This is a genomic window from Marseilla massiliensis (genome assembly GCF_016899955.1).
Lineage (GTDB): Bacteria > Bacteroidota > Bacteroidia > Bacteroidales > Bacteroidaceae > Prevotella > Prevotella intestinigallinarum.
The window spans coordinates 1-18,311 of sequence record NZ_JACJJL010000005.1 but is presented as its reverse complement, the minus strand read 5'-3'; the positions used below and the strand labels follow the sequence as shown (position 1 = coordinate 18,311).

The 18,311-nt window shown below is 55.3% G+C and carries 8 protein-coding genes; 6 read left to right on the top strand and 2 right to left on the bottom strand.

What is annotated here, in order from left to right; all coding sequences use genetic code 11:
- Positions 1 to 106: 106 nt before the first annotated feature.
- The 6 genes from H6B30_RS04095 (at position 107) to H6B30_RS04070 (ending at position 14,918) form a co-directional block, all read left to right on the top strand.
- Entirely contained in the window at positions 107 to 4,084 is a 3,978-nt protein-coding gene (locus H6B30_RS04095) for a two-component regulator propeller domain-containing protein (RefSeq protein WP_205108207.1), read from the top strand.
- Between the two features lie 578 nt (positions 4,085 to 4,662).
- The gene (locus H6B30_RS04090) at positions 4,663 to 6,627 is read left to right on the top strand and encodes an alpha-galactosidase (protein ID WP_205108205.1); all 1,965 of its coding nucleotides are present in this window, start codon (positions 4,663 to 4,665) and stop codon (positions 6,625 to 6,627) included.
- A complete protein-coding gene (locus H6B30_RS04085) occupies positions 6,624 to 8,888 on the top strand; it encodes an alpha-galactosidase (protein ID WP_205108204.1) in 2,265 nt (754 codons plus the stop codon). Before H6B30_RS04090 ends, H6B30_RS04085 begins: the two co-directional genes overlap by 4 nt.
- A 79-nt stretch (positions 8,889 to 8,967) precedes the next feature.
- Entirely contained in the window at positions 8,968 to 11,217 is a 2,250-nt protein-coding gene (locus tag H6B30_RS04080) for a glycoside hydrolase family 3 N-terminal domain-containing protein (protein WP_239483588.1), read from the top strand.
- A 71-nt stretch (positions 11,218 to 11,288) separates the two neighbouring features.
- Positions 11,289 to 12,743, top strand: coding sequence for a sialate O-acetylesterase (locus H6B30_RS04075; RefSeq protein ID WP_239483539.1), 1,455 nt, complete (start codon positions 11,289 to 11,291; stop codon positions 12,741 to 12,743).
- A 3-nt stretch (positions 12,744 to 12,746) separates the two neighbouring features.
- Entirely contained in the window at positions 12,747 to 14,918 is a 2,172-nt protein-coding gene (locus H6B30_RS04070) for a GH92 family glycosyl hydrolase (protein ID WP_205108200.1), read from the top strand.
- Positions 14,919 to 15,046: 128 nt separating this feature from the next.
- On the opposite strand, the gene pepT is transcribed toward H6B30_RS04070, so the two are convergent.
- Together pepT and H6B30_RS04060 are read right to left on the bottom strand one after the other, a co-directional pair.
- Complete coding sequence (pepT, locus tag H6B30_RS04065; RefSeq protein ID WP_205108198.1) at positions 15,047 to 16,270, bottom strand: peptidase T; 1,224 nt, start codon at positions 16,268 to 16,270, stop codon at positions 15,047 to 15,049.
- 752 nt (positions 16,271 to 17,022) lie between these two features.
- Positions 17,023 to 17,688, bottom strand: coding sequence for an MgtC/SapB family protein (locus H6B30_RS04060; RefSeq protein WP_205108196.1), 666 nt, complete (start codon positions 17,686 to 17,688; stop codon positions 17,023 to 17,025).
- Positions 17,689 to 18,311 lie beyond the last annotated feature (623 nt).

The window sequence follows — 18,311 nt, the reverse complement described above, 5'->3', positions numbered from 1 at the left end:
AGTTTGCATGGCTGCAGCCGTTGCAGATGAAAATAATGTCTATATTTTGTCAAATTCAATATTTTTTTAGTACCTTTACGCCACCAATAATTATCTACCGATAGAAATGAAGAGATTCAGAACGGCGTTTTGCCTTGTTTGGGCATTGTCGATGCTTTTATTCCAGCGTACGGAAGTGGCTGCAATAGACGCTAATCTATTATATTATTTCACTCATTTGGACAGTCGCGACGGGCTGTCGGAAAACAGTGTTAAAGCCATTGTGCAAGACCATTGGGGGCTGATATGGCTTGGAACAAAGAACGGTCTCAACCGATATGACGGCCGTTCGCTGCGCCATTACGATGTTGACGACTTGAAGACCGGGCGCGGCAACCACAACGTGTCGGCTTTGTTTGAAGACGACCGCAGGCGCCTGTGGGTAGGAACAGACAAGGGTGTGTTCCTGTTTGACTTCACAAGCGAGACGTTTTCGTCGTTGGACGTCGTCTCCCAAGACGGTAAGCAGGTGAGAAACTGGATTGCCCAGATAGAGGCCGATAGGGAAGGGCGCATCTGGATAGCCTCGCCGGATGAGGGGGTGTTCCGTTATGACCCGTCGACGGAGACGTTGAGGCGTTACACCACCCGCGGTTCCTCCGACGACGGATCGTATAACCCGCAGTGCTTCTGCCTGCGTCCGGACGGCGAGGTGTGGATTGGCACAGCCGGGCAGGGCGTCTTCCTGCTCGACGAACATACGGGCCACGTGCGCAGAGTGTTGGGAAGCCTGGCCGGACAGCACATATATACGATGGTGAACTATGGCGAGTGGATGCTGTTGGGTGAGCACATGGGGCAGTTGAAAAAGTTTAATCCCAAGACAAAAGAGATGGCTGTGGTCGACGCCCCGAACGTTCACTACAAGATAATCAGGGCACTCAACGTTGATGGAGACAACATTTTCGTCGCTACTCAGGACGGACTTTATATCGTGAACGAAAAGAAACGTACGGAGCAGCGCATACATGAGAACGGCCTGTCGCCCAACTGTCTGTCTGACAACATGATATGCGAACTTTACCGCGACCGTGATGGCGGTCTGTGGATAGGCACCATGCAGAGCGGTGTCGACTATATGCCGCGGGCGGGGCTGCACTTCTACAGTTACGTGCCGCTGGCTCGGGCCAACTCTTTGAGCAACAAGCATATCCGCGAAATGCAATGCGACGCCAACGGGCATATATGGATTGCCACCGAAGAGGGCAAAATCAACATATTCAGGCCTGCCACCCAGGATTTCCTTACGCTTAACACGCCTCATTACAAGGGTGGCACCAACCGCCTGGCGCTTATGGTCGACGGCGACATGGTGTGGTCGGGACTGTTTAAGAATGGCCTTGACATAATCAGCGTGAGCACACACGACATCATGCACTACTCGCCGAAAGACCTCGGTTTGCATAGCGAAGGCTCCGTGTACGCTTTGTTCAAAGACCGCGAGGGCAACGTGTGGCTGGGCACCGGAGCCGGCCTTTACATCAAGAGTGCCGGTATGCGCTTCAACAAAGTGACCGTGTTGCCCGACATTTTTGTGCAAGACATATCGCAAGACAGGTTCGGCAATATATGGGTGGCAACCATTGGCAGTGGCATTTTCAGGCTCGAAGCCAAGTCGTGGCGGCAGAAGCAATTCCAGGTGAAGACGGGCGAAATAAAGTCGAACGACGTTTCGAGCATATCTATCGACCATAGTGGCTGCCTGTGGTTTGGAACCGACCGTGGCGGGCTTGTGTCGTACGACCCCGCGAAAGGCGCGTTCACTACCATCGGCAAGGACGACGGGTTGCCAGACGACGTGACCTACAAGGTGCTCGAGGACTCTTTGCATCGTATTTGGTTCGGCACAAACAACGGGCTGGTGTGTCGTGACCCGCGCACAGGGCGCATAACGGTGTACTACAACAACAACGGGCTGCCCGGAAACCAGTATAACTATAAGTCGGCAGTGGCTGGACACGACGGCACATTCTATGTCGGAGGCACCAACGGGCTCATTGCCTTCAATCCGCAGCTGGCCGGCAAGGACAGCCTTGACCGCGTGCTGATAACCAACCTCAGGGTTGACGGCAAGGATGTCTTCCCGGAACAGGGCGGAGTATTGCGCGTAAATATCATCGAGGCGGGCGAGATACACCTGCCATACGACTTTTCAAACATACAGCTAAGCGTGTCGTCTCTCAACTATTCGGGCGTCGAGAGCACCAACTACGAATATCAGCTGAGCGGCATCGACAAGGATTGGATACCTGTTCACGACAAGTCGGACATTGGGTTCTCGCGCCTGTCGCCCGGAAAATACACGTTCAGGGTGCGCATGGTCGGCGGAGGGCCTGTCACAGAGCTTGTGGTAGACGTGGCCCATCCGTGGTATTCGTCGCTGCCGATGAAGATAGTTTACTTCATTATGGCCGTGGTGGCGGCGCTGCTGGTCTACAGGTTTATGCAGAACAGGCAGAAGGCCAAGGAGAAAGAGCGCACGGCGCGTTTCGTCGAGGAGAAAGAGAAGGAGCTGCTTCAGTCGAAAATCAACTTCTTTACCAACATTACGCACGAAATCAGGACACCGCTCACGCTCATCAATGGCTCGGTTGAGAACATTGCAGAGCAGCATGTGGCCAACCCGGTGGTGCAGAAGAACATCGGGGCGATAGAGAAGAACACAAAGAGGCTGCTTAACCTGATCAACCAGTTGCTCGACTTCCGCAAGGTAAACTCTAACGGCATAACGCCAAACTTCACCAACATCAACCTGGGCGAGCTGGTGACGGGCATTGTAGAGCGCTTCGAGCCTACCATAAACCGCATGCACAAGACCATAAGCCTTGACATCAAGGACGACGGGATAGTGCTGCAGGCCGACCGCGAGGCCGTGACCAAGATAATGAGCAACCTGCTCAACAACGCCAGGAAATACTCGGAGACGTTTATCCAGGTAACCGTCGCTGCCAGCGGCGACAGGCTGACGGTGCGTGTGGTCAACGACGGGCAGAAGATTCCTGCCGAAAAGGCCGGTGAGATATTCAAGCCATTCACACAACTTGACACCACCCACACCCAGTCGGGCTCGGGCCTGGGCCTGCCTATGGCACGCTCGCTGGCCGAGATGCACAACGGCACGCTCGAGCTCGACACCGCGTCGGAGTATAACGAGTTTGTGCTGGTACTGCCGCTAAGGCAAGACCACGTGATAGACATCGACGGCGAGGCCCCGCAGCCGCAGATGTCTGCCGACCCGTCGCTGGAGAACTACGCCGAAGAGACGCATGTGTCGCCTGGCAGCACCAAGGGTTATACCATACTGGTTGTTGAAGACAACGAAGAGGTGATGGGGATGATAGCCGACGGTTTGGCGCCCCATTACAGCGTGTTGACGGCAAAGAACGGAGTGCAGGGCTTGGCCAAGGCCCACCGCGAGCACGTAGACCTGGTTGTGAGCGACGTGATGATGCCCGAGATGGACGGGCTTGAGATGTGCCGCAGGCTCAAGGAAGACATCGAGACGAGCCACATCCCGGTGGTGATGCTCACCGCCAAGCAGACGCTCGACAACCGCCTGGATGGCTTGCGGGCCGGTGCCGACGCTTACATCGAAAAGCCTTTCTCGTTTGTTCACCTGCTCACGCAGGTCGAGACGCTGCTGCTCAACCGCAAGCGCGAGCGCGAGAGCTTTGTCAAGAAGCCATACTTGCCGGTGCAGTCGTCGGGTATAAGCAAGGTAGATGAGCAGTTTATTAGCAGGATAACGGAGCTAATAACGAAGAACATACGCTCGCCTGAGTTTAATGTCGAGCAGCTGGCGTCGGAAATGTGCATCAGCCGCAGCTCGCTGCACAGGAAAATCAAGGAGGTGAGCGACATGACACCGATAGACTTCATCAGGCTCATACGCCTGAAGAAAGCTGCCGAGCTTATCCGCGAGAAAGGATACAGGGCCAACGAAGTGTGCGAGATGGTGGGCATCAACTCGCCGTCGTATTTCATCAAGTTGTTCCAGAAGCAGTTTGGCATGACTCCCAAAGAGTTTGCACAAAAGAAAGACTGACGTTACTGCTTACGCCGGGCCCTGTCGTTTACGGGGCTCGGGCGTGTCCCGGCCACGGCCTGCAGGGCGGCAGCGGCATACCCGACGCCATGAGTTGTGAGGGTTGCGCGCTGCCGCTTTGCGTCTGGCCGTAGTGTCTGGCCGTCGCCCCATTTATGGCAAAAGTGCCCCCTGGCCCCACATGGCCGCGGCCTGGCTGTGGCGGCGCGTGGCAACCGTATGGGCACCGTGGTTTGTCAGGAAAGCAGAACGGCCCGGACGGCAAGGCCGGACGGGCCGTTTCGCATCACAAAACGGGCCGTTTCGCATTGCGATGTCGGCCGTTTTGAAAACCGCTCTGTCCCAGGCCTTTTCGCTGTGTGCGCCGCGGGCAACCGTTACGGCAGGCAGTGGGCGCGTGGGCTGCAGCGGCCACGGCGGCCGCTGCAGCCGGTGGCATTTGTTTCAAGTAGTGCAAAATACGTAAAAATGGGGTTTTATTTCGACAAAGTTTATATATAATGGTACGTATGTTCACCGTGATTGCATGGCGTTTTTCTTAACTTTGTGTGCAAAACCACTAAAACATCTATTTCAGAATGAATGTGATAAGAATATCAACGATTGCGCTGTTGGCGTCCATGGCCTTGGCAGGCTGTGGCAGGGGAGCCAATGTGACAGAAGAAGACTGGAAGCTCGCCTTCGACAAAGGCGTCGACATCCGCCATGGCAACACTTGGGTGGTGCGTGGAATGACGGCAGAGTACAAACTGGGCGACCGCCTGGTCAACACCCAGGCCTACGGCAAGCACTCTTTCAAAGAAGAGCGGATAAAAGACGGTTTTGGCAAAGGCAAGAAGTGGACGATAACCTACACCGACCCCGCTTTGCCCGTGCTGACGCAGACTTTCTATCTTTATTACGACTATTTGCTCACCGACATCAGCGTGGCTTCCGACAGTGGGGTAAGCACCAACTACATGGCTCCGGTGGTGATGGAGCGCACCGACTCGCTGATATGCGGCGAAGGCAGGCGCATGCTCTTCATCCCCTTCGACAACGATGCCTGGATACGCTTCGCCTCACGGCCGCTCTCGGCAGACACCATGCGCTCGTATGAGGTGACATCCATCTATGACGCCGGCAGCCGCAGGGGCATAGTGATAGGCGCCATCGACCATGACCGGTGGAAAAATGCAGTAGACATGACCAACAGCGCTAAGACGTTGAGGGCCTACAGCGGCGTGGCCGACGCACTGACGCGCGACCGGCTGCCACACGGCATGTTGAGCGGGCGCTCTGTAACGTCGGCGCGCATGATGATAGGTGTATACAGCGATTGGCGCGAGGGCATGGAGCGGTTTGCCTCGGCCAATGCCGTTGTGGCTCACCCGCGCAAGTGGGACAAGTCGATGCCTGTGGGATGGAACTCGTGGGGCGCCCTGGCCTTCAAGGTGAATCACGCCAACTCGTCGCGCATATCCGACTTCTTTGCCGAGGAACTGCAGAACCGTTCGTTCACAAACGCCGACGGTGTGCTGTACATAGGGCTCGACTCAGGATGGAACAGTTTCTCTGAAGAGGAACTGAAAGACTTCGCCGACCGTTGCAGGCGCAACAACCAGGTGCCGTGCATCTATTGGACTCCGTTCACAGACTGGGGCAAGAACCCCGAGGGCCTGGTGCCGGGGGTGGGGCAGTATAAGTATAAAGACCTGTACATCTATGCCAACGGACAGCCCCAGGAGCTCGACGGGGCCTACGCCATCGACCCCACTCACCCCGCCGTCCGCGCCATGATGGAGCAGACTCACGAACTGTTCAAGAGGTGCGGGTATGAATATGTCAAGATGGACTTCATGACCCACGGGCGCATGGAGGCCGACAGGTGGTACGACCGGAGCATAACCACCGGCACGGAAGCCTACAACTACGGCATGCATCTGCTCGACAGCATTTTCTCAGACATGTATCTCAACCTGAGCATCTCGCCGATATTCCCCGCGCAGTATGCCCAAAGCCGCCGCATAGCCTGCGATGCATGGAACAAGATAAAGGACACTGAGTATACGATGAACGCCCTTTCGTACGGTTGGTGGATTGACCGCGTTTATCAGTATAACGACGCCGACCATGTGGTGCTGCGCGATGCCACCGAGGGCGAGAACCGTGCCCGCATCACATCGAGCGCCATCACGGGCCTGTTTATTATGGGCGACGACTTCTCGGCCGACAGCATGGCCATATCGCGTGCGCGCCGGCTGCTTACCAACGCCGACATCAACCGTATGGCTACAGGGCGTTCTTTCAGGCCGCTGGTGGGCGACAACGAGCAGTCGGAAAGTGTGTTTGTGAGACATGAGGACAACGGCGATGTTTATCTTGCCGTGTTCAATTACGGCGACGACAAGCGGGTGTACCGCTTCGACCGCGGCCTGATGCAGCTCGACCGTGGCGCCGGTTATGACGTCGAGGAACTGTGGAGCCACGCCAAGGTTGGCATCGACGATGTGGTTGAGGTGCCTGGAAAGGATGTTAAAGTGTTTAGATTCAAGAAAATATGAAAAGACGTTTATCTATAGCAGCCTGTTGCCTTTGGGTGGCGTGCGCCGTGGCGGCAGATTTTACTGGCGGAAACTGGGCGATAAAATACAACGAGGCTACCAAGAGGCTGTCCGTGGGCTATTCCGGGCGCCCCATCTTCGACGGCGTATATGCCGAAGCCAAGGTCGGGGCAGACACTGTGCGCTCGTATGAAGCGTCGACCGTTGGCTTCGGGCGCTACAGTGTGGACGACTGCTTCGGTGAGGGCAGCTGCTACAGGATTACTTACACCATGCCGTCGGGAACGGAGCTCGTTCAGACATTCGCGTTCTACGACGGGCTGCCATACTTCGTCACATCGTTGGAAGTGACTGGCAACGGAACCGTTGAGAGCAACTATGCCGTGCCGATGAAGAGTTGCGATACGGCTGGCTTCATGCCTTCCGGACGGCAAAACCGTGTGCTTTTTGTCCCATGGGACAACGATGGGTTCATACGTTACGGTTCAAACCCGTTGCTGGGCGAGACAAACTCTTATTCCGTCACGGCCATCTACAATGCCGATACGCGCGAGGGCCTGGTAGCCGGGGCCGTAGACCACGACCTGTGGAAGAGCGCCGTCCACGTGGAGTGTTCCGATTATGACAAGGTAAACGGCTTTGCCCTTATTTCCGGATATACCGACGAGCATACCCACGACTCTATATTGAGCGAGCAAGGGGTGATGCCCCATGGCACGATAGTAGCCGACACGGTGAGCTCGGCGCGCTTTGTCGTGGGTTGGTTTGACGACTGGCGTGACGGCATGGAGGCGTTTGGAAAGGCTTGCACCATGGTGGCGCCAAAGCGTGAGTGGGCCGGTGGCGCCCCTTACGGCTGGAGTTCGTGGGGAGTGCAGTCTACCGACATATCATACCAAGGGGTCATCGACTGTGCCGACTTCATACGCGACAATCTCGTAAGCCGTGGTTTCCACGACAGGCAAGGCAAGGTCGTGATGAGCCTCGACGCATGGTGGAACGACAATCTGACTGTAGACCAAGTGCGGCAGTTCGTTGATTACTGCAAGCAAAACAATATGATACCCGGGCTTTATTACGGTTCGTTCTGTCGGTTTGGCGACTTGAACAGTTACGTGCCGGGCACAAACAACAAGTACCGCTTCCGTGACATTGCCCTGAAAGTGCATGGCCGGTTTAAGGTTGTTGACGGGGCATACTGTCTCGACCCCACCCATGTAGGTACAAAGCAGTTCATCGTCAGCGACATGATGAAGTTTAAGCAGTGGGGCATAGAGTATCTTAAGTGCGATTTCATGTCGGACGGCGCTATCGAGGCCGATTCGTGGTACAACAAAGATTGCCACACGGGGGTGCAGGCATACAACGAAGGCATGGCTTTCTTGCTCAAGCAGGCTGGCGACGGAATATATATCGACCTTAGCATATCGCCGGTGTTCCCATACCAATATGCCCACGGGCGGCGCATTTCGTGCGACGCGTGGGGAACAATCGACCATACCAAGTATGTGATGAACAACGCTTCGTACGGCTGGTGGGTCAATCAGCTTTACGTGGCCAACGACCCTGACCACATGGTCATGGCATTGCGTCAGGAGGCCGGCGGCATCCAAGGCGAGAATGCCAACCGTGCGCGCATTACGTCGGGCGCTATCGTTGGTGCGTTTCTCACCGGCGACAACTTCAGTCCGAACGTAACGCTGCACGATGGCAGCGGAAAAGAGCGGCCGAACTATTATCAGGCGTCGAGAGAACGTGCCCTTAAGCTTCTTACAAACGAAGACATCAATGCAATTCCACGTACGTGCAAGTCGTTCCGGCCTGTGTATGGCAATGCCTCGACGGCTGTCGGGGCGGAATCGCTCATGATGTACGAAAACGAGCAATACGTTTACCTGGCTGTTTTCAATTACCAGATACTGGTGCCAAACATCGGCATTGTTAGCTTTGCCGACATTGGCGTAGACCCTTCAGACGTTGGTGAGGTCAAGGAACTGTGGACTGGCGAGGTCCTGCATCCGTCGCAGGAAGGCATCAGTTACAATGTGCCTGTGTGCGATGCGCGTATTTACCGAATTGAAAAGAAAGGTCATCCAGACGGAATAGTCGAGCTTTCAAGGCCGTCGGACGAAGGCGGGGCCACGGCCTTCGACCTTCTCGGACGGCGAATGCCCGACTCTGCGGTCGGCAGCCCGACACAGGGTGCAAGGCGCTTGTATGTCTTGAAGCAGGGCAACAGCGTCAGGAAAGTGTTCAAATGACAGGCTTATTGTCGTGCTTTACATGTGACATGATATCAGAAAACAGATGGAACGATATTTTAATGTTAGGTTGCTGGTGATGTTCCTTGCCGCTGGTGCCATCGCTGTCGGTGCCTCAGCCCGACAAGCCGAACCTTTGTACAAGGACAAGTCTGCGCCGGTTGATCAAAGGGTGGACGATCTATTGGGGCGAATGACGCTTCATGAGAAAGTGTTGCAGTTGCAGAACCGAGCCTCGGGGAAGGCTGACCAAATTGACGGAATCTTCTCTGGGCAGAGTTATGGAACAACACATGAGATGGGAATGTCGGCCTACGACTGCGCTGTGATGTATGCCAAGCTGCATGAATACATGCGGTCACACACCAGGTTGGGCATACCGGTGCTTGCTTGTGCGGAAGGCATTCAAGGTATAGTGCAGAACGGATGCACGCTGTTCCCGCATGCCTTGGCACAGGGAAGCACGTTCAATCCAGGCTTGGTTGAACGCATGACCGCCGCTGCGGGCGAGGAGGCGTCTGCCATTGGCATAAGGCAGGTGCTGTCGCCAGTGCTTGACATTGCACGCGAACTGCGATGGGGCCGCATCGAAGAAACTTATGGTGAAGACCCGTTCCTCATCGCCGAGATGGGCATTGCTTTCGTCAAAGGCTACCAAAGCCGTGGTATTGCCTGCATGCCGAAGCACTTCGTGGCCCACGGGAGCCCGTCGGGAGGCCTTAATTGTGCTTCGGTCGCTGGTGGAGAACGCGATTTGTACAACCTCTATCTCTATCCTTTCAGGCGGGTGATACGTGAGACTTCGCCCATGGCAGTGATGAGTTGTTACAGTGCTTACGACGGAGTGCCGGTGTCGGGCTCGCGCCGTTACATGACCGACATATTGCGGGGCGAGTTGGGATTCGACGGATATGTTTATTCTGATTGGGGGTCGGTGGAGCGCCTGATGACGTTCCACCATGCGGTGGCTACGCGTGAGGAGGCTGCGCGGATGGCACTCCTGGCAGGTATCGACGTTAATGTCGATTCGTCGTATGAGACGCTTGAGCGGCAGGTCGAAGACGGACAGATACCTCTCGAGTGCATTGATGAGGCAGTGCGTCGCGTGCTCAGGGTTAAGTTTGCGCTCGGACTGTTTGACGGTTCTACGGTCGATACGGCTTCTGTTGTAGGCATTGTGCGCAATGCCGGCAAGGTTGCCTTGGCAAAGGAAGTGGCCGACGAGAGTGCGGTGCTGCTTGAAAACAAAGGTGGCATACTGCCTCTTGACACACGGAAATACCGTTCTATAGCTGTTGTAGGCCCTAACAGCTCGCAAGCTCTGTATGGCGATTATGCATGGACGGGCCCTGACACGGACGAAGGGGTTGGCCTGTTGCAGGGCATAAGTGAATTGGTGGGCGACGAGGTTGCCATTAATCACGCCGAGGGTTGTGACTGGTGGAGCCGCGATACGACTCACATCAGTGAAGCGGTCGATGCTGTTCGCAACAGTGATGTGGCTATTGTGGCCATTGGCACGCGCAGTACGTATCTGGGACGTGGGCCAAAGTATTCGACTGCAGGTGAGGGCTTCGACCTGTCTTCGCTCGAATTGCCGGGTGTGCAGCAGCAGTTGCTTGAGGCGGTTGCCGCTGTCGGCAAGCCGATGATAGTTGTTTTCATTTCCGGCAAGCCTTTGGCCATGCCATGGGTGAAGGAAAATGCCGATGCGTTGTTGGTTCAGTGGTACGCCGGAGAGCAGCAGGGGCGTTCGATGGCCGACATTTTGTTTGGCCGTGTCAACCCTTCAGGAAAGCTCAATGTGTCTTTCCCGCGTTCAACAGGCAACACACCGTGCTTCTACAATCACTATGCCACCGACAGGGAGGAACCTTTCGACCAGCCCGGTTCGCCCGAAGAGCCTAAGGGTCACTATGTTTTCGACAAGCCGGAGCCGCTTTGGAACTTCGGGGCCGGGTTGAGTTACACTACGTTTGAGTATGAAAAGTGTGTCATGAGCGACTCGGTCTTGAGGTCGGGCGACACTTTGACGGTTGAGGTGACGGTGAGGAATACGGGCAAAATGGACGGCAAGGAGGTGGTTCAGCTGTATGTTCACGACAAGGTCAGTTCGGTTGCAACCCCCAAGCAGCAGCTCAAGGCTTTCGCAAAGAAACTGGTGGGCAGAGGCAAGAGCGCCACGTTTACCTTGACCCTGCCTGTTTCCGAACTGGCGTTTTACAATGCCGACATGCAGGAAGTGGTCGAACCGGGTGAGTTTGAAATTCAAATCGGAGCGGCGTCAGATGACATTCGTATCAGGCGGAATGTCGTTGTAGAGCGCTGAACGGTCTTGGCTGTTTTGCGTTTCTGGCGTTTGGCGTTACGATAGGCTCTTTTTTACAAATACATACCATAATGATGATGAGACATATTTTACTTTTGTTACTGTCGTTTGGCCTCGGTGCGCATGCCGTGCCAAAGCTGTCGCCGCTGTTTTCAGACAACATGGTGATTCAGCAGAATGCCGACGCCCCGATATGGGGAACGGCCAAGCCGGGCAAGGCGGTCACTGTCAGCTGTTCATGGAGCGGCAAGGTGGTTACGGCCAAGGCCGGACCAAACGGTAGATGGATGGCTACTGTGCGTACGCCTAAGGCCGGTGGCCCTCATTCCATAACGGTCAGCGACGGCAAGAAGGTTGTTATCAATGGCGTGATGGCCGGTGAAGTGTGGCTTTGTTCGGGTCAGTCCAACATGGAATATCCCGTGAAAGGCTGGACATCGGTGCTCAACGCCGACGAAGAACTTGCCAATTCGGTTCATCCCGGCATTCGTTTACTGCAGGTGCACAAGGTTGCTTCGGTCGTGCCTTCTGCCCGGTTGGTAACAAACTCGCCCACGTGGCAGGTCTGCGGGCCGTCGACGCTGCCTGAGTTTTCGGCCATTGCCTATTTCTTTGCGCGCGAGATCTCTGCAAAGGAAGGAGTGCCTGTGGGCGTGATTGATGCGACGTGGGGAGGCAGCAACATCGAATCGTGGATTTCTGCCGAGACTCTACGCCTGATGCCCGACTGTCGCGACAGCATAGACCGTGCGGCTTATATGCCTTGGCGCAATTCGCCTGCAGCTCTTTACAACGGCATGATTAGTCCGTTGGTGCCTATGGCAATGCGCGGAGTGTTGTGGTATCAGGGCGAGCAAAACGAACTTCGTGGGTGGCAGTACCGCGATTTGTTTACGATGCTCATACGCGACTGGCGCCGAAAATGGCATGCCGACCGGCTACCTTTCTACTTTGTGCAGCTGGCCAACTTCCACGAGAGGCGCAATGAGCCTGTCGAGGCACTGTGGGCCGAGTTGCGTGAGGCTCAGGACATGGCGCTCCGACTGCCGGCCACGGGCATGGCGTCGGCCATCGATGTGGGCTTGGGCAACGACGTACACTATCCAAATAAGCAGGAAGTGGCAAGGCGGCTATTGCTTATAGCACTTGCCAACATATATGGGCACGACTGTGTGTTTACCGGACCGCGATATATGAACCATATCATAGGCGACAGCAGGGTGATGGTTGAATTTTCTGATGTGGCCGGAGGCCTTGTGCAGAGGGGTGGGCGCATATCCGGATTCACCGTTGCGGGGCCTGACCACGTGTGGTACAATGCCGAAGCGCGCATCGTCGACGGTGACGCAGGCCTGGTGGAGGTATGGGCCGACGGAGTGAGCATGCCTGTGGCTGTGCGCTATCTATGGCAAGACAATCCGGAAGTGACGCTGTACAACGGGGCCGGGTTGCCAGCATGCCCTTTCCGTACAGACGACTGGCCTCTGCTTTCTTATGGAAAATACCGTTCTAACTCAGATTATTGACAAATGAAACACATCACCACATTGCTGTCTTTGGCTGTCGCATTGTCGGCATATTGCGGCAAATACACTGCTTACGTCAACCCGTCCATAGGCACCGGGGCTGTGGAGAACTCTCTGTCGGGCAACTGTTACCCCGGGGCAACGGTGCCTTTTGGCATGGTGCAGCTCAGCCCGGACACTCAAGCTGCCCCAGATTGGGACAAGGCGTCGGGGTATGACTACAACGACACACACACTTGCGGCTTCAGCCATACTCGGCTGAGCGGAACAGGGGCATGCGATTTGATAGACTTGCTGCTCATGCCGTCTGTCGACAGCAGCGTATGGTCGGCCCTTGACCACTCTAAGGAGAAGGCCTCGCCGGGATATTACTCACTTGAATTAGACGGGGGAATACTTGCCGAGCTCACGGCTACGCCCCGTACGGGCATACATCGCTACACTTATCCTAAAGGGTGTAGGCAGCGTTTATATATAGACCTTGACCACTCGGCGCCCAAAGGCAGTTGGGACAGGCGCATCATACAGTCGCAACTGCGTGTCACCGGGCCGCAGACCATCGAGGGTTACCGTGTCATGACGGGCTGGGCAAAGCTGCGCCGGGTGTATTTCCACATCGAACTGTCGCGGCCCATGGCATCGTGCTCTTTGCTCTCGGCCGACCGTGACTACGGGCGGGCTGCCGTGGCCAATGGCAACAACCTTAAGGCATGGGTGGATTTCGACCCTGACGGGAGCGACTGTGTCGTGGTAAAGGTAGGGCTTTCGACCACAAGCCTGGCCAATGCGCGTGCCAACATGGCGCACGAGGCGCCCGGATGGGATTTCGACGGCTTTGTCCGCCGGGCCGACGCGGTGTGGGATGGCATGCTGGGGCGCATCGAGGTGAAGGGCGACAGCACAGAGATGCAGAAGTTTTATACTGCCTTGTACCACACGATGATTCAGCCAAACGTTATCAGCGACATCAACGGCGAATACACTTCTACCGACTATTCGACGCAGAAGATGCCCCACGGGCAGCAGTATTACACAACATTCTCGCTGTGGGATACGTTCAGGGCGGCCCATCCGCTTTACACCATCATTGCCCCCGAGATGGATGCGGCCTTTGTAAACAGCATGCTTGCCCACTTTGACTCTTACGGTTATTTGCCGATATGGTCGCTGTGGGGGCAAGACAATTATTGCATGATAGGCAACCATGCCATTCCTGTAGTGGCTGATGCTGTGCTCAAGGGCATAGGTGGCATCGACCCCGAGCGTGCGCTGAGGGCCTGTGTGGCGTCTGCCACCACTGTCCATCCCGGTTCGCCATTCGATGTTTGGGAGGAATACGGTTATATGCCCGAGGATTTGCAGTCGCAGTCGGTTAGCATCACCCTCGAGCAGTCGTTCGACGACTGGTGTGTGGCGCAGCTGGCGTCGAGGCTTGAAAGCGATAGCGTGGCCAGGCATTTTGCCATCCGCAGCCGTAGTTTTGCCAACCTCTATGATGCCGGCAGCGGTTTCTTCCGTGGGCGAACGTCCGACGGCAGGTGGGTTGAGCCTTTCGACCCCCTGCGCTATGGCGCCAACGGCGGCAACCCTTACACAGAGGGCAATGCATGGCAGTATCTGTGGTATGTGCCTCATGATGTACCTGCGCTGATAGAGCTGCTCGGTGGCCGCAGGAAGTTTGTCGACAGGCTCGACGCCTTTTTCTCACTAACCGAGAGCAGCGGGGCAAAGAACGACAATGCGAGCGGCTTCATAGGCCAGTATGTCCACGGCAATGAGCCGAGCCACCACGTTGCCTACCTTTACAATTATGCAGGCAAACCACAAAAGACGCAAGACCTTGTGCATAAGATATGTACGGAGCTGTACAACAATTCGTCGTCGGGATATGCCGGCAACGACGATTGTGGCGAGATGTCTTCATGGTTTGTGTTCTCGTCGATGGGTTTCTATCCGGTCAATCCCGTGTCGGGTGAGTATTCAATAGGGTCGCCACTGTTCGACAGAGTGGCTATAAGGCTGGCTTCCGGGCGCACATTCGAGGTGAGGGTGCACCGCAAGGGCTGCCATGGCCACAGGATAAAGGCGATGAGACTCAATGGCAAGGCTCACCTTCGGTATGTCTTGCGCCATTCCGACATAATGGCCGGAGGCGTGCTCGACGTCTACATGTAAGTTTGCCGTGCCCTCGAAAGCCATTCGGCAAAGAGTCCCATTGCTTGTGGGATGGCCCTGCGGGCACTGTGGCGCACATAATGTCCGGCAGCGGCCTGCCCCGCAGGCATGGCCGCTGCCGGTGTTTATCAGTCGTTATACTCGGCCGAGAGCTGGCATATCTTGATTATGATGGACATTGCCTTTTCCATTACCTGTATGCTTACGAATTCGTAAGGACCGTGGAAATTGACTCCTCCAGCGAAGATGTTGGGGCAGGGCAGGCCTTTGAAGCTGAGCTGCGCACCGTCGGTGCCGCCACGGATGGGCTGCACGCGGGGTGGCACGCCGCATTCCTGCATGGCCTTCAGCACAATGTCTATTACGTGCATGTTGGGGTCTATCTTCTCCTTCATGTTGTAATACTGGTCTTTCACCTCAGCCACGCACGTGCCTTCACCGTACTTTTCGTTCATCTTGCGGGCGCAGTCTTCTATGAAGTCCTTGCGGTCTTCAAACTTCTTGCGGTCGTGGTCGCGTATTATATACGACAGTGTGGCGCCTTCTATGTTGGCATTCATGCCTATCAGGTGGTAGAAGCCTTGGTAGCCCTCGGTTGTCTCGGGGGTCTCGTCAGCCGGCAGCATCGAGGCAAACTCGGCTGCAAGCCTTGCCGCGTTGACCATCTTGCCCTTGGCGTAGCCCGGGTGTACGCTCACGCCTTTGATGTTCACCTTGGCCGAGGCGGCGTTGAAGTTTTCATATTCCAGCTCTCCGAGGTCTCCGCCGTCCATGGTGTAGGCCCATTCACACCCAAACTTGTCCACGTCGAAGTGGTGGGCGCCCATGCCTATCTCTTCGTCAGGGTTGAACGCAATGCGTATGTTGCCGTGCCTTATCTCCTTGTGGTCGCGCATGTAGCACATGGCCTGCACAATCTCGGCTATGCCGGCCTTGTCGTCGGCCCCGAGCAGGGTGTGACCGTCGGTGACGATGAGGTCTTCGCCTACATGGTTGAGCAGTTCGGGGAATTTCTTCGGCGACGAGACGATGCCATCCGACAGCGTGATGTCGCTGCCGTCGTAGTTTTTCACTATGCGGGCCTTGATGTCCTTGCCGCTGCAGTCGGGGCTTGTGTCGTAGTGGCTGATGAAGCCTATTGTTGGCACTTCGCCCTTGACGTTCGACTTGAGCGTGGCGTAAACATAGCCGTTGTCGTCCATCTCCACGTCGTCAAGGCCTTCGGCTTTGAGCTCTTTCATCAGGTATTCGGCAAAAGCCAGTTGCTTTTTGGTGCTCGGCACGCTCTGGCTGTCCTCGGCCGACTGCGTGTCGAATTTTGTGTAGTTTAAAAATCTCTCTGTAATGTCCATAATATGTTGTCTGTTGTTGTGTCCTGCTGTATGTCTGTTTCTGGTTGTCTTCTGGGCCTTGCCCTTTATTTGCCAGCGCCGCATTAGCCTTGGCGGCCCGGCGTCGGTATGTCGAGGCTGCCTTGTTGCGCGTCTCTGTCTTGGCCTTGCTTGCCTTTTGCCTATGCAAGGCGGGCGTCTGGTTTGCTTGGCCGTGGCAGCCTGGCTGGGCCGGCCTTATGTGTCAGGTGTTGCGAATGGGCTTCCAGCCTGCCTGTTTGCGCGTTGCCGTGCGCGGTTTCATTCATGCAAAGATAACATAAATATGCCATACCGCCAAAACAAATCAGCTAATTAAGTAGAATGTTTTGTGGTGGCCGCAGTCGGATGTGCCGTCAGCTGGGTTATGTTTTTGTGTATGTCGGTTTTCTTGGCATGTTGTGCGGTTTGCCGGATTGGATGTTGTGGAAGTGTCGGCATTGTAATTTTTTATTGCCACGTCTGCGTCGTTGCATAACGGATTGTATGTCAGAGGGTTGCGGCTCGGCCCGTTTTGCGTTCCGAAACGGCTCGTTTTGCGCTGCAATACTGCCCGTTTCAAGTGCCAATATGGTGCATTCTGTGACCCTGCATGGGCGTTCGCTTCCCGGCAAACGCCTGCCTGTAAAAAGTTTTCCGAGGCCTTTGGCTCTTGCTTCCGGTTGCCTGTGCCGTGTGGTGGTTGCCCGTTTGTTGCCGGTGGTGGCACGCCTTGCCATGGCTGCCTGTGGCTCTCATTCAATGCTCTCGATGCTTACGCCGTCATATTCGTTCAGAAATTCGGCCATCTTGCTCTCGTATTGTGTTCGTTTCACTTTTATTTCCATCGACACTTTATATTTGTTTCCCTCCGGCGAATGTTGTTCTTTTATGCTGTAGTTGTATATTCTCACCCGGTCTTTCTTCAGTTTGCCTATGGTGTGGCTTATGCTTTGCCGGTCGGGGGCTGTGAATGTGAGCGACATGTTCCTTGTTCCAAAGCGGTCGAGCATCACGCTTAGTATCTCCAGGCATATCAGCACGAACACTGTCGCGGCTGCGGCCAGGGCGTACATCCCCGAACCGCAGGCCAGGCCAATGGCCGAGGTAACCCACAGGCCGGCAGCCGTGGTGAGCCCTCTCACCACATGTTTCTGTAGTATTATTGTGCCGGCTCCTATAAACCCTATGCCCGTTACCACCTGCGATGCTATGCGTGAGGGGTCAAACGATATGTCGCTGGCCTCTGTCATGTCAAACGCCAGCCCGTATTGCGATATTATCATGAAGAGCGAACTGCCCAATGCAACCAGGAAGTGGGTTCTGAACCCGGCTTCCTTGGCGCGGTAGTTTCTTTCCAAGCCAATTATTCCGCCAAGTATGGCGGCTACCGAAATGCGTAGTATATACTCTGTTCCCATAGTCAGTCGTTGTTTTGGGTTTTGCTTTAGCCTTGCTTTGGTTGCTGTTGCTGTGCCTCCGCCGCATGCTTGGTCTGGCTTTTTTCCTGTTATATATTATTGTATGGGTTGCATACCTCAACGCTGCTTTTCTGCCGCCTGTCGCGTCCGGGCTCTCTGCGTCGTTCTGCAGGCATTGTCCAAGCAACGTTAGCTTACGGTTTGCCAGCGGGTATGCAACATACAAAGATAGTGCCTTTTTGTGTAATATGGGCCTTGTTTTGTCAATAATTAAGAAAAATTTATCCTGTTTTGAAACTTTTTTGCAGAATCGTTTGGTGGATTGCGAAAAACGTCATACCTTTGCATCCGCTTTCAGGGAACAACCTGATGAGCACCAAAAGAAAGAGTTCTTTGAGAAACTGAGATACAGAGACGAGGAGAGAGTAGCATTCAGGTTTGCCTGTTGGCCCTTGGTCATTCAGGCTATCCGATGTGGGCCAAAGGCCTGCGGCAAGTTCCGCGGTTCCGGCGGCCCGTTGCTATGGGATAAGGCGTTCCGGCAAAGGAACAGACCCTTCGGGCTTTACGTCCGTTGAGGGTTGAAGATAAAAGTCAATTATACAATGTAGAGTTTGATCCTG

What these genes read in the sequence shown, in the direction of transcription:
- H6B30_RS04095 (WP_205108207.1), top strand. Translation starts at nt 107, where the DNA reads ATGAAGAGATTCAGAACGGCGTTTTGCCTTGTTTGGGCATTGTCGATG.
- H6B30_RS04090 (WP_205108205.1), top strand. Translation starts at nt 4,663, where the DNA reads ATGAATGTGATAAGAATATCAACGATTGCGCTGTTGGCGTCCATGGCC.
- H6B30_RS04085 (WP_205108204.1), top strand. Translation starts at nt 6,624, where the DNA reads ATGAAAAGACGTTTATCTATAGCAGCCTGTTGCCTTTGGGTGGCGTGC.
- H6B30_RS04080 (WP_239483588.1), top strand. Translation starts at nt 8,968, where the DNA reads ATGTTCCTTGCCGCTGGTGCCATCGCTGTCGGTGCCTCAGCCCGACAA.
- H6B30_RS04075 (WP_239483539.1), top strand. Translation starts at nt 11,289, where the DNA reads ATGATGATGAGACATATTTTACTTTTGTTACTGTCGTTTGGCCTCGGT.
- H6B30_RS04070 (WP_205108200.1), top strand. Translation starts at nt 12,747, where the DNA reads ATGAAACACATCACCACATTGCTGTCTTTGGCTGTCGCATTGTCGGCA.
- pepT (WP_205108198.1), bottom strand. Translation starts at nt 16,270, where the DNA reads ATGGACATTACAGAGAGATTTTTAAACTACACAAAATTCGACACGCAG.
- H6B30_RS04060 (WP_205108196.1), bottom strand. Translation starts at nt 17,688, where the DNA reads ATGGGAACAGAGTATATACTACGCATTTCGGTAGCCGCCATACTTGGC.